The sequence below is a fragment of the Paenibacillus mesophilus genome, from assembly GCF_005938385.1.
Classification (GTDB): domain Bacteria; phylum Bacillota; class Bacilli; order Paenibacillales; family NBRC-103111; genus Paenibacillus_AB; species Paenibacillus_AB mesophilus.
Map to the genome: position 1 here is coordinate 70,830 of NZ_VCRA01000006.1, position 16,529 is coordinate 87,358.

15 protein-coding genes are annotated in these 16,529 nt (G+C 50.5%); 6 read left to right on the forward strand and 9 right to left on the reverse strand.

Annotated features, from left to right (window positions below):
• Positions 1-13: 13 nt before the first annotated feature.
• On the reverse strand, positions 14-214 hold the full coding sequence (locus FE783_RS38975; RefSeq protein ID WP_138879775.1) for a helix-turn-helix domain-containing protein: 201 nt from the start codon (positions 212-214) through the stop codon (positions 14-16).
• Positions 215-341: 127 nt separating this feature from the next.
• Between FE783_RS38975 and FE783_RS12880 the strand changes: the two genes are divergently transcribed.
• The 6 genes from FE783_RS12880 (at position 342) to FE783_RS12905 (ending at position 4,118) form a co-directional block, all read left to right on the forward strand.
• Positions 342-842 carry a helix-turn-helix domain-containing protein gene (locus FE783_RS12880; RefSeq protein ID WP_138879776.1) on the forward strand — a complete coding sequence of 167 codons (501 nt, stop codon included), beginning with the start codon at positions 342-344 and terminating at the stop codon, positions 840-842.
• The gene (locus FE783_RS12885; RefSeq protein ID WP_138879777.1) at positions 818-1,327 is read left to right on the forward strand and encodes a hypothetical protein; all 510 of its coding nucleotides are present in this window, start codon (positions 818-820) and stop codon (positions 1,325-1,327) included. Before FE783_RS12880 ends, FE783_RS12885 begins: the two co-directional genes overlap by 25 nt.
• A gap of 77 nt (positions 1,328-1,404) precedes the next feature.
• Entirely contained in the window at positions 1,405-2,037 is a 633-nt protein-coding gene (locus tag FE783_RS12890; protein ID WP_138879778.1) for an ImmA/IrrE family metallo-endopeptidase, read from the forward strand.
• Positions 2,012-2,386, forward strand: coding sequence for a hypothetical protein (locus tag FE783_RS12895; protein WP_138879779.1), 375 nt, complete (start codon positions 2,012-2,014; stop codon positions 2,384-2,386). Before FE783_RS12890 ends, FE783_RS12895 begins: the two co-directional genes overlap by 26 nt.
• Positions 2,383-2,694: a recombinase family protein gene (locus tag FE783_RS12900; protein WP_138879780.1), complete on the forward strand. Its 312-nt coding sequence runs from the start codon at positions 2,383-2,385 to the stop codon at positions 2,692-2,694. Before FE783_RS12895 ends, FE783_RS12900 begins: the two co-directional genes overlap by 4 nt.
• Positions 2,691-4,118: a recombinase family protein gene (locus tag FE783_RS12905; protein ID WP_138879781.1), complete on the forward strand. Its 1,428-nt coding sequence runs from the start codon at positions 2,691-2,693 to the stop codon at positions 4,116-4,118. The genes FE783_RS12900 and FE783_RS12905 overlap by 4 nt, the downstream gene beginning before the upstream one ends.
• Positions 4,119-4,213: 95 nt before the next feature.
• Here the strand turns inward: FE783_RS12905 and FE783_RS37545 are convergent, their stop codons facing one another.
• From FE783_RS37545 to FE783_RS12935, 8 genes are all read right to left on the reverse strand, one after another.
• Positions 4,214-4,360, reverse strand: a complete 147-nt coding sequence (locus FE783_RS37545) for a hypothetical protein (RefSeq protein WP_158301775.1) — start codon at positions 4,358-4,360, stop codon at positions 4,214-4,216.
• 21 nt (positions 4,361-4,381) lie between these two features.
• Positions 4,382-4,537: a hypothetical protein gene (locus FE783_RS37970; protein ID WP_202916179.1), complete on the reverse strand. Its 156-nt coding sequence runs from the start codon at positions 4,535-4,537 to the stop codon at positions 4,382-4,384.
• Positions 4,538-4,590: 53 nt separating this feature from the next.
• Positions 4,591-5,499, reverse strand: coding sequence for a hypothetical protein (locus FE783_RS12910; RefSeq protein WP_138879782.1), 909 nt, complete (start codon positions 5,497-5,499; stop codon positions 4,591-4,593).
• A 12-nt stretch (positions 5,500-5,511) separates the two neighbouring features.
• On the reverse strand, positions 5,512-6,447 hold the full coding sequence (locus FE783_RS12915; RefSeq protein WP_138879783.1) for a type II secretion system F family protein: 936 nt from the start codon (positions 6,445-6,447) through the stop codon (positions 5,512-5,514).
• Positions 6,441-7,856, reverse strand: a complete 1,416-nt coding sequence (locus FE783_RS12920; protein ID WP_202916180.1) for an ATPase, T2SS/T4P/T4SS family — start codon at positions 7,854-7,856, stop codon at positions 6,441-6,443. Before FE783_RS12920 ends, FE783_RS12915 begins: the two co-directional genes overlap by 7 nt.
• Entirely contained in the window at positions 7,844-9,100 is a 1,257-nt protein-coding gene (locus tag FE783_RS12925) for a CpaE/TadZ family protein (RefSeq protein WP_138879784.1), read from the reverse strand. The genes FE783_RS12920 and FE783_RS12925 overlap by 13 nt, the downstream gene beginning before the upstream one ends.
• 6 nt (positions 9,101-9,106) lie before the next feature.
• Complete coding sequence (locus FE783_RS12930; RefSeq protein WP_138879785.1) at positions 9,107-9,832, reverse strand: CpaB family protein; 726 nt, start codon at positions 9,830-9,832, stop codon at positions 9,107-9,109.
• A gap of 132 nt (positions 9,833-9,964) precedes the next feature.
• Positions 9,965-16,384 (reverse strand): PKD domain-containing protein, encoded by a 6,420-nt coding sequence (locus tag FE783_RS12935; RefSeq protein WP_138879786.1) that lies wholly within the window; start codon positions 16,382-16,384, stop codon positions 9,965-9,967.
• Positions 16,385-16,529 lie beyond the last annotated feature (145 nt).

The window sequence follows — 16,529 nt, forward strand, 5'->3', positions numbered from 1 at the left end:
GAAGGCCTCCTTTCTATGCAGTTTGTTCACTGCTATCCAATAATTCCGAGACTGGAACTCCAAACGCCAAAGCCAGCTTGTTTAAAGTTGTAAGAGTCGGTTGCTTTGTACCAGCTTCCAAATAATTAATAAATGATTGGGATACACCCGACTTCCGAGCAAGTTCCATTTGCGACCATTGCCGACAGGTTCGAAGCTCCCTCAATCTTTTCACCTTGCATCACCTCCATTGATTACATTCTATATCTATTGATATATGTTGTCAACTCTATTGATATAATTTATTTATGTTTAAGGTATGATATAATCTCTATTGAGATATATCAGGATGGAGTGGCGTTATGGATTTCGCAAAAAGGTTAACTCATTTTAGGGAAGCTAGTGGGTTGAGTAAAAACCAACTATCGATTAAATCTGGGGTTTCCCAACCATACATCGGTGATATTGAGTCTGGAAAAAAGAAGCCAACTATAGATACAATCGAGCGCCTTTGTGAAGCCCTTGGAGTTACTCTTTCACAGTTTTTCAGTAGCATCGACGACTCTCTGCCCCCTGACATCCAACAACTTATTGAAACAACAAAAAAACTTCCGCCAGAAGAACGGAAGGCATTGAACGAATATCTGAATATACGGCTTTCCCAAACTGAAGGACAGAAGACGGAACTGGAACTGCCTGCTCCTGCCAAAAAGAAACTTCCCGACTTTGGAAATATCAGCGTAGCTGCCAAAGGCGGCCTAAATAAAGAAGATCTAACAGACGAAAAAATAGAACAAATTGAAAAGGAACTGGACGAGTTCAAGGAACGTAAGCGTAAATGGAAGGAAATGCATGGGGAATGAAGCAAGTACCCGAGCCGATCGGGCGAATTTCCAGGTGGTCTATGAAAAGAATTGTATTTTATTTGCTATTGTGCTTATTTGTTTCTGGATGTACGACAAAACAGACAGACACCGTAAAAAATAATTCCGTCACCAGAACGGCAGATCCTATCTTCACTGATTTTAATTCGTTCATTACAAAGTACAATTCAAAAACACAGGTACAACAAGATGCCTACTGGCAGGAATTAAAGGGACACACTGTTCAATGGAGTGGCTCTGTAAACGATGCTTATAATGATTCAACAAACAAAGAACAGAAAAGGATTATAGTTCATGTCGGCGGATCGAATTTTCTTAAAGTAAATCTATCAAAAGAAGTAAATGTTGATTTATCAAAGTTAAATAAAGGTGACAGCATCACGATTCGCGGCACCTTAAATGAGCAAGGTGGATTACTCCAATCCTGGGGAATATCAGAAGCTACTATTGTAAATAAAAAGTGAGTGTTTTCAGAAATAGCCCTCTGGGCTTTTATTTTCAAACAAAAACAGAACATATATTCGCATTTGGAGGGGTCAACATGAATTTGTGTTGGTACAAATCCAACGAAATGGAGGAAATGATTTGCAAGAAATACCGTGACAATGGGATCTTTTATCCTTCTGATCTTGAGATCGATCGCGTAGCAACGATATACCGCGCCGATGTAGCCACTCACAAAAAAGAGACAAAAACATACTGGGAAGACGATTTTGCCGTTATATACCTGAACGCCTTTTTAAATGAATTAAAGAAACGCGAGGACTTCTTTCATGAGATCAGTCACCTCATACTGCATATTGGAAATCAATACCGCATGCCTGAGCTATACATGAAAATGCAAGAAGACCAGGCGGATCAGTGCCAACTTTATTGCGCAATGCCTTACTTTATGCTGCATGATTACAAATACATAGAAAACAAAACAACCTACATCGATGTTTTATCAAAAGAATTTCGTCTTCCGATTCAATTCGTACAGAAACGAATTAACCAGATCGAACGCAGAATCCTGCAAGCAAAACTTGACGAAGAATTTAGGTCTGAAATGACACCATCACCAATTGAATACGATTATAGTCCGGAGACAAAACGTATACTCGCGCAACTGCATCGCCAAATCCAGTCATCAAGGGAGAGGAAGCGCAATGGCAAAGTTCAGAGTCGTATATGACTATTCAGATCACGGCTTAGTTCCAACTACGTTTGTTATTCGGTTTCAAACAGGTAAAGTCAAATGGGATATGTTCTCTTTATACATACGCATCGCTTCTCCATTCCAACGTATCTTGTCAGAAGATTTTCAAGATGTTGCCGGGATTTCAGTTTTTCTCGAAGATCTTATGATCAACCAGGAAAAGCCCGGTACTTTTGGTATTAATCTGGCGCGAATCAAGCATCGGTATAAAATTAACGATCTCACGAACGACGAACCACTTTTTTTTATTATCCAGATGGCTGACATTGGCGATGTATTGCAAATGGATGTAAGAAATTTTTATGATTGGGGGCGACCAGAATGAAGGCAGCAATTTATGCACGAACTGCACATTCTGAACAAAGCACATTGAGTCAAATCGAATTATGCCGCGAGTACATTCGGGAACAAAAGGGAACTGTTGTAGGTGTTTACGATGACGAAGGGTCTAGTGCCCACGACGACGATCGTGACGGACTTGCATCTTTAATGACCGATGCTTTGACAACCAGCTTCGACACTGTAGTAGTAACAGGTTATGATCGACTGTTTCGCAGCCACGGAAAGCTCCAAGAATTTATTAACCAACTCGGTGCATTAAAAATTGAATTGGTCGCGGTGAAATCATTATGAGAGTGGCCATCTACACACGCGTCAGCTCGGATCGGCAGGCCGAGGAAGGATTCTCCCTAGAGGCTCAATATGAACAACTCATCGAGCACATAAAGATAAGAAAATGGGAACTGGTCAGAGTCTTTACGGATCCGGGCATATCAGCGAAGGACTTAAAACGCCCAGGTGTCCAAGAAATGATAGCCGACCTAAAGAACAGGAAATTTGATGCAGTCCTTGTTCATAAATTGGACAGGCTTACTCGTAACATCGGAAATCTTCATGATCTAATCGATATGTTTAATAATCTTAACGTGAAGCTCATTTCATTGAGTGAAAATATTGATATTTCTACCGCAGCCGGAAAAGTATTCGTTCACTTTCTCGGCCTCTTGGCGCAGTACTACCGCGAAAACCTCGGTGAAGAAGTTCTAAAAGGGCTTCGCAAAAGCGCCATGAGTGGTAATCGAATAAATTTAAAACCAGTATTCGGTTATGACGTTGTCGACCATAAGCTAATCGTTAATAAAGACCAGGCTGAAATCGTAAAGCTTATCTTTGATCTTTATGTCAATAAGGGCAAGGGGCATAATTACATTGCAAAGTACTTAAATTCGCATAATTATATATCGAATTTTGGCCGATGGTATGACGTTACCGTTGCATATATTTTGCGCAATCTCACATATATCGGGAAAAACCATTATACCCCGCAAGGCATCCAAGAAAAACTCATCGTTCGGGACGGGGATCATGATCCTATAATTGCTCAAGATTTGTTCGATCTGGCTCAGGCAAAATCAAAAAAGGTAAGCGAAGGAATGATATCTTCATCAAGTTATGAATATCCGTACTCCACAATATTAAAATGTGGAGTATGCGGGAGTTCCTTCTCAGCAAGAGTCAAAAAGAGCAAGTACAACGATGTTGAACAAATTTACCGCAATTACCGATGTTACGGGAAGGATAAGCGGCACGTCTGCACTGTCCCAGATATATCAGAGAGAAAAGTCGAGAAATTACTGTTTGAAAATCTACAAATAGAGGTAGACAACGATATCCCAATTGAGGATGTTGTCGCAGCCGAAGCGAAAAATCTTGAAAAAGAACGCGCTAGGTTAGAGAAGGAGCTTTCGAAAAGTGCAAAGCGGAGGGAAAATTGGCAATATGCTTTCGGGGATGGAAAGCTGCCATATTCAGATTATGTAAAACTCATTGACACCGAGATGCAAAGAGCTCAGGACCTTCAAGTAGAACTTGATCGGCTACCTGTAAGAATCGAGCAGAAACCATCGAAACATCAGGTACTCGAGCAGATAAAAGAATTGAAGGAGTCTTGGGAGTTTATCCCTGTATCAAACAGGAAAAACATCATCCAAACGATGTTTAGCGGGATTGAGCTTACTTATAATGATGGGGCGTGGGCTATTACTGCGATTGAATAGCCCCCTTTTTTTCGGAGAATTACAACGCTATGCCAGCAGAGCATAGCGGCGAATAGTACGAACACCAATATTTGCTTCAAAGTCGTCAGCCCCAATTACGGATTGATCGATTGAATCGTTCCGTTCAGCTTGCCTCCGGTCGATTTGACGCTCCGCTGCATCCCCGCGCTGCCTCCTATAGTCGCGGAGTATATACCGACGACAACAGTTACAAGCATGACCGTAACCAAAATGTGCCGCATGGCGAAGCCTCCCTCGGCCGATCAAGGGCCCGGACTCAAATTCGTAATGTCCAGATTGGCCGTATCTCCCTTGGTCTTGATATTATTCCTCATCCCCGCATTCCCGTTATTGATGATCGACGTGAACAGCAAGGCCATTACGATCATCATCATGACTGTCATCAATATATTTCTCATAAATTCATCTCCTTTGCTTCATTCCATTCGAGAGAAACCAGCCCTTTCCAAGCTCAATTCAGCGCGTCGAACAGCTTCTGCCCTTCCTGTACCCAAGGATAAACGAAAATGCGGAACGTGTTCAGAATCGGAATTCCCGCTATGACGAACAAAATGTACGAGGTCGATTCTTTGCGGCTGTCTTTCGCCATATCCAGCTTTTCTTTGTAATCCTGGATCCGCTCCTTCAGCAGCGAATAGTAGCTGCCACTCTCGTTCAGGCGCAGCGAATTGATCGTTTCGGCGAAGCTGTACGCTTCTTCGGTGCCGAGCCGGCGCTTGAACCGTTTGATGGCCTGCTCCGCATCCTCGTACCATTCGTTCAGCAACAGCTGCAGGTCGGAACGGATCGCGGCGCAGAACGGTAAGCACCGGCTCAGCTTGGCATGGAGGCTCATTTTGGAGCTGCTGTAGTAAAGCAGCTGATTGCTGAGCGCATATATTTCTTTCATCATTTTATGAGAACGGTATTTCCCGAACGATTCCAGCAGCGTACGGTCGAAGCTAAGCAGCACGATGCCGATCATTCCGGCAACCATGACATAGGCAGGTTCGATCCACGGCAGCCCCCAGGAATGCCGCATTCCGAAGTATCCGGCTGCTCCGAGCATAGCGCCAAGCACCATTACACTTCTGCGCATCAGCTCGTACAGCAGCGGATCGATACGCAAACCGCTTTGCAATAGCAGCCGTTCTTTTGCCTCCGCGCTTCCCCCTGCACGTACGGATATGCCGAAAGCTTTCAGAACAAACGGGGGAATCGTCCGGCGGCGAACCAAATGCTTGATGGCGAGCAGCGGCCAACGTCTCCGCCTGCGCGGCCAAGAATGGAATAAAAAGAATAAGGACGTAAACAAGGCGGCGAATAAAGCGCCGTGCGCAATCACCTGCAGCCAAACCAAATGCTGGGACTCTATAACCATCCCGCGTTCCCCTCACATTCTCCGGATCGATAAATAAATCCCCATCAGAAACGACGCAAAAATGAGCAGCAGCGCGTCCAGCAGCATGTTCCTCCCGGCCGGATCGACGATATAATACAGGTACGCGTTATGGGCGTTTATTTTGAAATTAATGAAAAGAAACAGCAGCAAAAACAAGATCGACGAAAAATTGGCGAGGCGGATTTCCAGAAGCCGGTTTCGCTCCGCCTGGTCCGAACGCTGCGCCCGGCGCATATCCGAAATCAATTCCTTCATGCTGTCGCACAAATCGTTGCCTTCCAATAAACCTACGCGCAAAATGTTCGCGAAGTAGTCAGCCCACATATGCCCGAGACTGATGGAAAACACACGCAAGCTATCCTCCGTATCACGGCTCGTCGTCAAATTCCGGTACAGCTGCTCGAATACCGGCTTCATCGCGGGCTGCATCCGGTTTTCCTCCAACGTTACCTTTAAAGCGGTACGAATATTGCTTTGCCCGGAGACGATATAGTACTGGTAAAACAACTCGACCGCCGGCAAAAAATCCAGCCTCGCCTTCATCTGCCGACCGAGCAAACGCATACGCAGCACGATGTAGGGCAGCAGACCGAGCATACCTCCCGCCGATACGACGCCTTTAAAATTGTTGAAGCATACAAAACCGCCAATAATGCCTGTCAACAGCAGCAGCAGGGAGACGAACAGAAACGTGCCGATATGGAACCGGGCTTGAATCGATTCCAGCAAGTCCGTCAAATGCCGGTACAGCCAGTTGTATTTGGAAGCAAGGTGCGCCACGCGGTTGGCGAACGTTCCGCGCCGTACATAGTTCAACCGGTAACGGGTCGCCGAATGACGTACAATCGACTGCAGCAGTCTATTCAAAACCAAATAAACGAGCATAAACAACAGCAGCAAAAATGCGACTTTGACCAAAATCAGCATCGCTCGATCAATCCCATCGTCTGTAAAACGCGGCACTGTTCCGGATCGTACTTCATCATCCGCATCACGGCCCGATTCGAGAAAGGCTGAGGGAACCGCCACTTCCGGCTTGTAAAGTCGTAACGGACGATATCCCTCACCTTGACCTCCCCGTTCTCGTAGCCGTATTCGCCGATGCGCAGAAGCTTGCGCTTGCCGTCGACAAGCCCCATTTCGAGCCCGATTTGGGTTACATATTCGGTAATGCGCTTGGTCAACCGCTCCGGATTCATCCCTCTTCCATCCAGCATGCACATGTCCGTGATCGCTTCCGGCGCATCCTCCAGCTCATTGACGTGAACCGAAGTTACGCTTCCTTCATGGCCCCTCGTACAAGCCCTCACGTAAACGTTGGCGTCGTCGTCACGTATTTCGGCGTGACAGATCCGCTTCGGGGACTGGCGCAGCGCCAGCTTGAACGCCTGATTGCCGGAATGTACGGAATCGTCTTCGCTCACCTCGTATTCGATAATGTTTTTGTTCGGAAAGTCCCGCTTCAGCATCAGCTCGTGCCGCGTCTCGATCGTCACGATCCGCTCGTGGTCCGGCAGCTCCGCGATCATCGCCTTGATCAAATTCGTCTTGCCGGAGTTCGTCGGGCCGATGACGACCATATTGAAGTAGCAGCGCAGCAGACACAGCAGTACCGTTCGGATCGTCTCGTCCATCGTCTCGTAATCGGGATGGCACAGCGTATGCAAATTGTAGTACCGCATCGTGTAGAAACGGATCGTCATCGTCGGCTCGGCCGTAAAGCCGAAGCCGGTCAGCGTTACCCGCGACCCGTCCTTGAGCGACACTTCCGCCCAACGTTTGCGCGGATTGATCACCTCGTTATTGAACAAAACGAGATTTTGCTGAATCCGTTCAACCTCCTTGACATGCTGGAACTTGTGCGGGGACGGGATCGCCCGGCCGCCTCTCACCTCGAAAATATCGGTTCCGACGACTTGGATTTCTTCCAGCCCGTCCCTGTCCTGGAGCAGCAGCTCCAGCACGTTCATGCCGATCACTTCGGCAAACACCGCCTCGGCCAATGTCGCATAACGCCGGTTCGGGGGGACGATATGGTTCAAGCGCCGTTTCGCCAATTGGTCGTTAATAATGGCGACAAATCGGACCCGCTCCTCCTCGAACCCGAGCACCGCTCGGTTTAACGACTCGCTGTATTGCTGCCTCTCTTCCTCCGTCTTTCCCCGGGAAGCGACGAGATAGGTGCGAATTTCTTCAACGCACCGCTGGAAAGCGGGGTGTTCGTCCTCTCGCGGCAACTTTGGTTCGACAGCCGCTTGGGAAGTCTGATGTGCGGTCCCTCGCCGAAGCATGGAATAAGCGAGCACCGAAAACTTGCGTTCCGTCAGCTCTCCCATACCGTCCGCCCCGCTTTCCCAGGCTTGGCATGCATCCGCCCGAACAACCGCTTCAGCGGATGGGTGTACGGCTGCACCGCCGTTTCGATCCCGCACACCGCCGATAGCAGCGTGACGATCCCGCTCAGATCCCGGTTCAGCGGATGCTGGCCGAGCAGCAGATCGAACAGCTTGCCTTGATTGACTACTTCCGTCATATCCGCATATTTCCCGATCTTCCCGATAAACGATAGTCCGGTTTCTTTCCGGATGTCGCTCTGCCGAATGCCTGCCGAACTGCCGTTTTTATCGGACTGTGTCAGCACGAGATCGAACGAATCGGCGCTCAAGCCGATTACGGGACATAATCCGCGAAGCCAGCGATCCGTATCCTCTTGAAAATGAGTCAGCTCCGGTGTCGTTACCAGTATGCGCGAATCGGCCTGCAGAAGGGCGCAAATTGTCGCCGCATTGTCCCAATAGGCGTTCACCTCGACGATGCATACATCGAATGTACGTTTCGCTGTCTGCAGCAAATGCTCGATATCCTCCGCCGTGAAAAACTCAGCCTGCTCGCGCAGCTGGTTGCCGAACAATATCCGAAGGTTGGGCAGCCCTTTCACCGCCGTGCAATAAGCGCGGAGCCGTTCCGGGCGCAAGCTGTGCGAACGGATTTCGGCGCGGAGGTGATCGAGGCTCGCTTCCGGCTTCTCGATGCCGATATACCGGTGCAGCTTCGAGCTTTTCAAATTGAGGCATAAGTATGCGACCGAGCGTTCCGAACGGCTTGCCAATCCGACGGCGGTACCGAACGAAACGAATGTCGTGCCGATATTCGGCGTCGAACCGACGAACACGATGCTTTTTCCGCCGCTTTCGGCAATTTCGCCCCGATTTCCGTAAAACCGCTGAAGCAGCGCCGTATTTATGCTCTCTCTCGTCCGATGGGGAGGTACATATTGTATCCCGTTAACGATGCAATATTTGACCCACCTGCCGTTCTCGTTCGTATCGTGCCGATCCGACAACAACACGGTAAACGCTGCTCCGGGACAGCTTTCCTTCAGCCGCTCGACGTAGTCGCAGAACGCAGCCAGCCCGAAAAACCGGTCCGACAATACGATATGGTCGAACACGAGCGCCGCTAACGATCCGCATAGCGCATCCGGCTGTTGGAACAAATGAATGCGATCCTCCTCGCGGATTTTGCCGGATACCCATTCCTGGACGAGCGCTTCGTCCTGTGTAACAAAAGCGATTTGCATGCTGCGTCACCTCCTTCCGATTCCGTTGACCGTTTCTTCGGCAAGCGACGACGCGGATAGCGCGATAACGAGCTTTGCCTTCTTCGTACGGCATGCCCGGTCGATTGCGAGCCATTGCTCCTCGGTCAAGTTCAAATTGATCTGATCGATCGCTCCGTTCGCCTCCCGCCGGGACGCGTACATTTTCTCCGTATCGCCGTTGACCCGGGAGTACAAATTAGGAGACTTCGGGTTGTCGACTTCCACATTGGCTGAAGATTTAACCGAGGCGACCGTAATCTCGTATCCGAACAAACGCCCGGAATCGCTGTCGCTGCCGGACAAATAGAGGTTCACCCGGTCGCCGGCGCGAATTCCGTTGGATACGGATAAGATGTAATCTTTCGGGATTTGAAATGTGGATTGTCCCTGCGACGGCAGCAAATGAAACTTGTCCACCTTCCAAGCCAAAATCGGCTCGTCCGTCCCGAGCGGAACGACCGACTCCAGTCCGGCCAGCTGCGCCGCATCCGTAAACATGCCTTCCACGTATGAGCCGGCCAGCACCGGCTTGTACGCCAGCATATCCAATTCGATCATCGTTCCGGCGCGGATAAAATCTTTCGGAACGACCACGCTGACCGTTTTTTGCAACTCCACCTGCTTCAGCTGCAGCTTGTAGACGCCATAGACGAGTAGAGCGGCCATCAAGGCGGCCGAGAAGCTGATCAGCAGGTTTCGTTTTTTGTTCACCGACGCACCCCCTCCCGACACGACGAAAAGGACACAAACGGCCGGTTTCCCGGTCGTCTGCGTCCTTCGCAAACGTTGCTCGCTTTTCTATCGACTAAATAATAACATATATTGATCATTTTGTAAAATAATTCATTGTCTTCTGTGTACCTCGACCGCATCGTTTGCGTTACCGATTATGTTCACCGGCACATCCTCCGTTCTGACCACTCCGTTGGCGTAGCGAATTCGAAAATGGATCGGCACAATTCCTACCGGGATGCCTTCCGTTGCAGACATGAACTTGTCGTCGAAAAGCCGCCCTTCGAATCGGGTGCTATCTCCTGCTGCAGGGAGTAAGTTGACGCTGACCGCCAGCCGTCCGCCGTCAATTCCAACGGTGTCGATCCAAGCAGTCGCTTCGGCAACCGGTGCGGGCGAGCTTACCGTGCCGACTACGAATATTTCACCGGAATAAAAATCTTTCGGCACGCTCGTCGTGTTGTGGCCTTTATCGCTATGAATAACAGCCCACTGGGGAGTATGGTTCACTTCGGAACGGATTGTTAACGGCAACGCCTCCAATACTTTGGTTGCACTGCTTGCGGCGAAGCCGTCCGAAACCGTTAAAGTTACGGTGTATGAACCGGGATGCGTAAAAGGCTCGACCGCATCCGTCGTTCCGTATACGCGGATATCGCCGTTTGGCTTTCGAATTTCCCAGGCGGAGGTGAGCGCGTTTCCGTCCGGATCCGTCGACAAGTTGTCCAAGTATACCGTATCCCCTTCCCAAATCGGCTTCGGACTCCAATCGAAGTTCGCGAGCGGCGGACGGTTGATCAACAGCCATTTGTCCGATGACCATGCGGACCACGCATACCCGTCAAACACCCGGGCACGTACGCGCAGCTTCTGTCCGGCCGGCAGTGCCGTTCCGACCGGATGGCTTTGCGTTGTCGCGGAAGTATATTGCGACACTTCACCCGTATCGTAAATAACCGCCGTGTTAGCCTCGTTTGCGACATGAAGCTGGTATTTCAAAAAGATCGTTCCCGGGTCCGGATCGGTTTGGTTCCATGAAATCGTTGGCGTCGGACCTTCGATCGTCGGAGTTGCTTGCGTACCTGACGGATGTGAAACATCCGCCGATGGCGTCATGTTGATGCGCAGCCAACCGACGTTCGACCAGCCGGACCATACCGCCCCGTCGCTTACTTGAACTTGGACCTGCAGCGGGATGCCGGTAGGCAAATCGGCTGTCACCGTCATGCTTTGGCTCGTTGCTTGCGTCCATTGTGCGCCCGTGAAATCGTATACGACCGATCCGTCTTCGCGCATGATCTGTACGCGGTATTGCTGGAACACGCTGCCGTAAGCCAAATCCGGATCGTATTGGTTCCAAAATATCGCCGGCCGTCGGTTGTCCTGAATTATGTTGGCCGAAGCCGCCGACGTCCCGTTCGGGAAGGTCAGGACAGCCGACGGCGGGCTGTTCACGATCATCCAGCCGATGTTGGACCAATCGGACCATTCTTCCCCGTCGCTTGCTCTTACTTGCACCTGCAGCTTCGTACCGATGGGCAGATCGACCGGTACGCTCCAAGATGCGTTGTTGGCCGTTGTCCATTGCGGACGTTCGCCGCTTTCGACTACAATCGCTCCTGACGCGTCGGCTATTTTCACATGGTAGCCTTTGAAGATCGTTCCCGGCGAGTCGTTCTGGTTCCATGTGATCGTCGGTCTCGTCGTGTAGATCAGGCTCGGGGCCGCTTGTGTCCCGTTCGGGTACGTCAGTACTGCCGTCGGCCGGTTGTTCGCCGGCGGGATGACTGATACGCTAATCGTCGTGGAAACCGGGAAGCTCCATGCGCCATATTCGTCACGTACCATCAATCCGACCGTATATCCGCCGTTTTCCGTCGGGCGCGTCAGCTTATTCTTGACGTATTGACCGCTTGGCGAGATGTAATAATACAGCCGTTCCATAACGCCGCGGGTTGATCCGTAATCGATGCCGGTTACATCGGGTGGCGAGAAAGCCGAAGCATGGAACCACCGGTCCGGATCATAGCTCGTGTCGTTGTAACCGACCGTGCCGTCCGGATTAACCCACGCGGACATGACGGCAATCGGCCTTCGGTGTACGATCAATCGATTGGCATAAGCGTTCGAGTCTTTCCGGTAACCGTCAAACACCATGCTCGGATACAAATAATCCGGATGCGGATCGTCGTGGGCTTGCAGCGTGATCCAGTATTGACCGACTTTATCGAATAGTTGCTGCGGTCCCGTAAATGTCCGCCCGTTCAAGCCGGACACGCCTTGGTTGTTCATAAATTTGGGCGTATGCGCGATCGTCCATCTAAAACCTCCCGACATCGGATCGTTTTCCGGATCGGTGTAGGCGACATTCTCGTACCGCGCTTCCGCTTGGGCGACTCCATCCTCCCAAATCGCGTACTGAGTCAGCCATTCGATGTTTTGATGCGGGATGCCCTGCAGCGAAAGCTGTTTGAAATCGACGTACGCTTTCGTTGTAAACGGCCCAATCTTCCCGGTTCCAAACGTGCTGTCCGTAGTAGACAAATAAGGGACGCCGCCTAATGTAACATCGATTTGACCGCCGTTCATTTTCACCTTGATCGTGTAATCGGTATTGGCCTGGAACGAGTATGAGATGCTACTCAAGACTGTACGCGAGCCGCCTATATAGCGCGAAATGTACAATGTCGCTGCATCCAGCTCGACGGCGTACCGGTTCATCGGGTCCTGCATGCGGAACGACATGCCGGCAAGCCCGGTATCCAAATTCGGCCGATGCATGTTCACCGTAAACGACAGCTCCGCGTCGTCATATGCCGTTCCCGAAACGAACTGTCCAAGCTGCGAGCCGTTGCGAGTGATCGGACTTTCCTTCGGCGTCCCTTTCGCAATCCACATGTACCGATCCATCGGGTAGCTGGGCTGCCCCATATATCCAGGCGCGTTATAATAGTCGTAAGCTTGGAAAATCCCTAGGTGCACCCCGTCGGCAATATATTGCCTCCCCACAAGATTCGCATTTTGCAAGTAGGCTGAGTGGTATTGGGAGGAACTTTTGGACAAATACCGGTTCATCCCCCAGCTCGCGTTATTTTCCAGCGTGCCGTTGACCGTACTGGTGTAGCTCCCACTCACGTAGCCGCCGTCCGGTAAAATCGTGAAGCTGGGTGCCATCGCTTTAATCGGGATTCCGGCCCAATCTGAACGAATGCCGGTCGTTACATCGATCACGTCCTGAAACTCCGCAACAGTCGGCGACAGCGCACCATTTGAGAAGTAGTAGTAGTAGCTGTGTGTAATCAATTGCTTCGTTTCCGGATTGAATGCCGCAACCTGCTTGTTCTCCCAATTGGGAGCGAGAAAATCCGGATCGCGGTAATATCCGGTCCCGCGCAATTTCGTCGCCCAGGCGAGCGTGAAATCGCTGTTCACTCTCAAGGCATAGTAGCCGCCCGACAATTCCGGATTCAGGAAGAGGTCAACCCCGTTATTGGCGGCATCTTTGCAGCTGTTAAAAGCGAACGTGTAGTATTCACCGTCCACGCCTTTATACAATCCGGTGAAGTCCTCTCCCCAAGTGCAGGTGAACGTTCTTGGTGACGGCTCCTGTACTATCGTCCCAAACGCGTTCCGAAACTTGACGTTGATGCTTTGAGTGGATGCCGGCAGGTTCAGGGTGTTTTTACGAACCGTATTGCCGGAGGCGTCCAGTTCAATTTGATTGATGCTTCCATAGCTTTTGCTCAGAAGCACCAGATTGTCGCCTTTGCTGAACATCGTATAGTACTTGCTTTGCTTTCCTGTATTGGCAAACGGCGCCAGAGGAGCGCTTATTCGCAGCAAGTCCGGATTGGTCATGTTATAGCCTTTCATCGCTCCGGTGTACGAATCGTACATCACGACGCCGGTGGCGGATTTAGAAGGCAGGCCACTGTAACCTTGCATCGTCCAGCAGTTGCAACCATACGGGCCAACTGGGTTACCATCAACGTCTGTGTCATAGTACTCTTCTTCAAAATAGTCGAAATAAGCTTGACTGATATAATCAACGCCGACCACTTTGTAGATCGTTTCCCCGGCAACCTCAAAGCCCATAAACGTCGTAAACGGATACTCTACGTTGATGATCGTTCGCGCGCCGGAATAGTCCCCGGCCGCGATCTTCGCTTTGTTTGCATCGGCATTGGCACTGCTCGTATAAACCGGCATCGGGATGACCAGCTTTTGTGTCGGTGTAGCGGAGGTCAGCATGTAATCGTATGGACTTACGTTATCCGGCCACGAATGCCGTAATACCGTTGCCGCAGGCCCCGTGGTGATCTCTTTTACCTCGTACTTCGGCAGCCGATTCAAGTTCAAGCCGTACAACGATACGGTGTAGCCGCTACTGTCCGTTTGGTCAAAAATGAGGTGGCTATTATTCGTCCTCACCATATTGCCGAACTTGGCCGGAGTCAGATTTTGCAGATCGCCTACGGGTAGAAAAACGGGCTGCGAATAGTCCGGATTGATCGTGTCGATCGCTTTGTACGGCGATATGCGGTTCGCGCCGAATCCGTTGTCCGAGAAAGGAGTCAAAAACGGGCGATTGTCGTATTGTCCACTCCCGAAATAGAATTTGTCCGACACGTCATATTGCCGTTCCATTCCCCGACCGAGGGCTGCTGACAGCACCCCGTTCCGATTCGACCACGAAAAAGGACGGTTCTGAAGTTGCTTATTCGTATTCACGTCGTAGAGCGGCCACGTCATGATCGTTTGTGCACTGATCGTGACCGGTATGTTCACTTCCGGCTGTTGGTTTTTGCCGAAGATGTCGAACGAAACGGACGAGGCCAGGTTGATCGTATCGAGCACCAGGAGCGTAACCGGCTGTGTAGTCGAAGCATCGGCACACCTTCCGGTATCCTCGCATACGGTTACGTCGAACAAATATTTGCCGACGCGGTTCGGCGTAAAGGATGCTTTTGTCATCGTGCCCATGAGCGACTGCCAAGGATCGTCATGAAAGCCGTTGTTCGCCGCATCGTATTTGTACCGGTATGCCGCGGAGACAAGGGCATCGGAGTCCGGGCTATACGATTTATTGAACAGCTCGTAGGTGTGACCGCGAAGACCGAGCGGCGGGACGTCGAGTTTGCCTATGGGCGGCTGGTCCGGCTTAACTATGATCGGGCAGGTAGCCGGGGCTAACGATCGCAGACCTGCACTGTCATACACCCAAAGCTGGACTTGAACCGTAATATCTGCGCCAGTCGGATTGCTGTATGACGCTTGCCTGTTGACCCATTCGTCGCGGCTATGGTCGATGCTTCGTCCGGCCGGACTGTAGCTGTTGGTCGAAATGAACTTCGATGGATCGACCGGGCGGTTTGCTTTTACTGGTGTCGGTGCGCTGCAAAAGGCAATCGGCTCGGGCCGGATGACGTCGAGGAAAACGGGTACCGTTTTCGCCTCGCCCCTACGGTCTTTCCCCGTCACGTAAATCCGGTAGCTTCCGAGTTGATCGGCCGTCAAGCTATAGTAATGATCCTCCCGGTTATCGATGCCATATCGCGATGGGAGGCTTTGCAGCCAACTGCCGGATGCACCCGCGAAGTCCCAAGACCATTCGATCGGATAATCGTTCTCCGCATCGTAAGGCGACGGCGGCGCAGAAGTCGGGTCTTGGATAATGCGCAGGTTCACTTGGGATCCGAGGATAACGGTATTGACCGGTTGTGTTCCCGTTCGATTAGGCTCTTGGAAAAAGCCGGCCCGGAACTCCGGTGGCGTATTCGGCTTATCCGACGGCTGGACGATGAGCGGCTTGTCTCTTATCCATCCGGAATCGCCGCAGCTGGTGTAAATTTGCAGCGCGACCATAGTTGTCCCGACGGACAAATTGTCTGGATAGTTCGGATAAACAAATGCGGTCGTCGTAGTTCGTCCGTTTATGTTGCTGGTCATCCAGGTAATACCGTTTTGTGTGAACCGGTATTGATGGTAGCGATAAGTGCAACTGCTCGGAATCTCGAACGGCTTCGGGACGATTTGGAAGTTGTCCGTATATTTGATCGTCGGAGGAACAAGGTCGAAATCGCCGTCGATGCCGATGTTGACGGGAAATTCGTATTCGGCGTAATTGTTCAGCTCGCCGCCGCTATCTCCTTCATCAATAGCCCCCTTTCCTGTTCCATAGTCTACGTATAGACCGAACCTTATTTTTTGCGGGTTCGTCGCTGTGTAAGTGAATGTATCTGTGATAACTTGATTCGTATCTGCGCTGCTGAAGTATTTGTCAAAAACGGTGGCTCCGGTAGCTATATTTTTTACGTTTACCCGGAACGGGGTGTTGCTGATTGGAGCGCCTTGGTTTTTAAATTGGAGAGTGTATGTTTTTAGTTCGTCGATTTTGACGCTTCCGGTTGTTGTAATTCCGGATGGGACTAGGTCGGGCTTTGCTGCAGGTTCGTACACGACGTCTAGGGTGTAGGGGTATTCATAGGTGTATGCTTCTACGTTTACAGTAAAAGCGGTGTAGTAAACCATGAGCTTTGCACCGTTAGCAGGGAGGTTGGCAGCATATTGAGATAAAAAATTGAATCGTTGTCCGAATCGTACGACAATGTCATAATTGTAGGTAAGATCGACATCGTATACTCCGATAATGGAAGCGTCTTTCATTGAACCGGGG

What these genes read in the sequence shown, in the direction of transcription:
- FE783_RS12880 (WP_138879776.1), top strand. Translation starts at nt 342, where the DNA reads ATGGATTTCGCAAAAAGGTTAACTCATTTTAGGGAAGCTAGTGGGTTG.
- FE783_RS12885 (WP_138879777.1), top strand. Translation starts at nt 818, where the DNA reads ATGGAAGGAAATGCATGGGGAATGAAGCAAGTACCCGAGCCGATCGGG.
- FE783_RS12890 (WP_138879778.1), top strand. Translation starts at nt 1,405, where the DNA reads ATGAATTTGTGTTGGTACAAATCCAACGAAATGGAGGAAATGATTTGC.
- FE783_RS12895 (WP_138879779.1), top strand. Translation starts at nt 2,012, where the DNA reads ATGGCAAAGTTCAGAGTCGTATATGACTATTCAGATCACGGCTTAGTT.
- FE783_RS12900 (WP_138879780.1), top strand. Translation starts at nt 2,383, where the DNA reads ATGAAGGCAGCAATTTATGCACGAACTGCACATTCTGAACAAAGCACA.
- FE783_RS12905 (WP_138879781.1), top strand. Translation starts at nt 2,691, where the DNA reads ATGAGAGTGGCCATCTACACACGCGTCAGCTCGGATCGGCAGGCCGAG.
- FE783_RS37545 (WP_158301775.1), bottom strand. Translation starts at nt 4,360, where the DNA reads ATGCGGCACATTTTGGTTACGGTCATGCTTGTAACTGTTGTCGTCGGT.
- FE783_RS37970 (WP_202916179.1), bottom strand. Translation starts at nt 4,537, where the DNA reads ATGAGAAATATATTGATGACAGTCATGATGATGATCGTAATGGCCTTG.
- FE783_RS12910 (WP_138879782.1), bottom strand. Translation starts at nt 5,499, where the DNA reads ATGGTTATAGAGTCCCAGCATTTGGTTTGGCTGCAGGTGATTGCGCAC.
- FE783_RS12915 (WP_138879783.1), bottom strand. Translation starts at nt 6,447, where the DNA reads ATGCTGATTTTGGTCAAAGTCGCATTTTTGCTGCTGTTGTTTATGCTC.
- FE783_RS12920 (WP_202916180.1), bottom strand. Translation starts at nt 7,856, where the DNA reads ATGGGAGAGCTGACGGAACGCAAGTTTTCGGTGCTCGCTTATTCCATG.
- FE783_RS12925 (WP_138879784.1), bottom strand. Translation starts at nt 9,100, where the DNA reads ATGCAAATCGCTTTTGTTACACAGGACGAAGCGCTCGTCCAGGAATGG.
- FE783_RS12935 (WP_138879786.1), bottom strand. Translation starts at nt 16,384, where the DNA reads ATGGTTTACTACACCGCTTTTACTGTAAACGTAGAAGCATACACCTAT.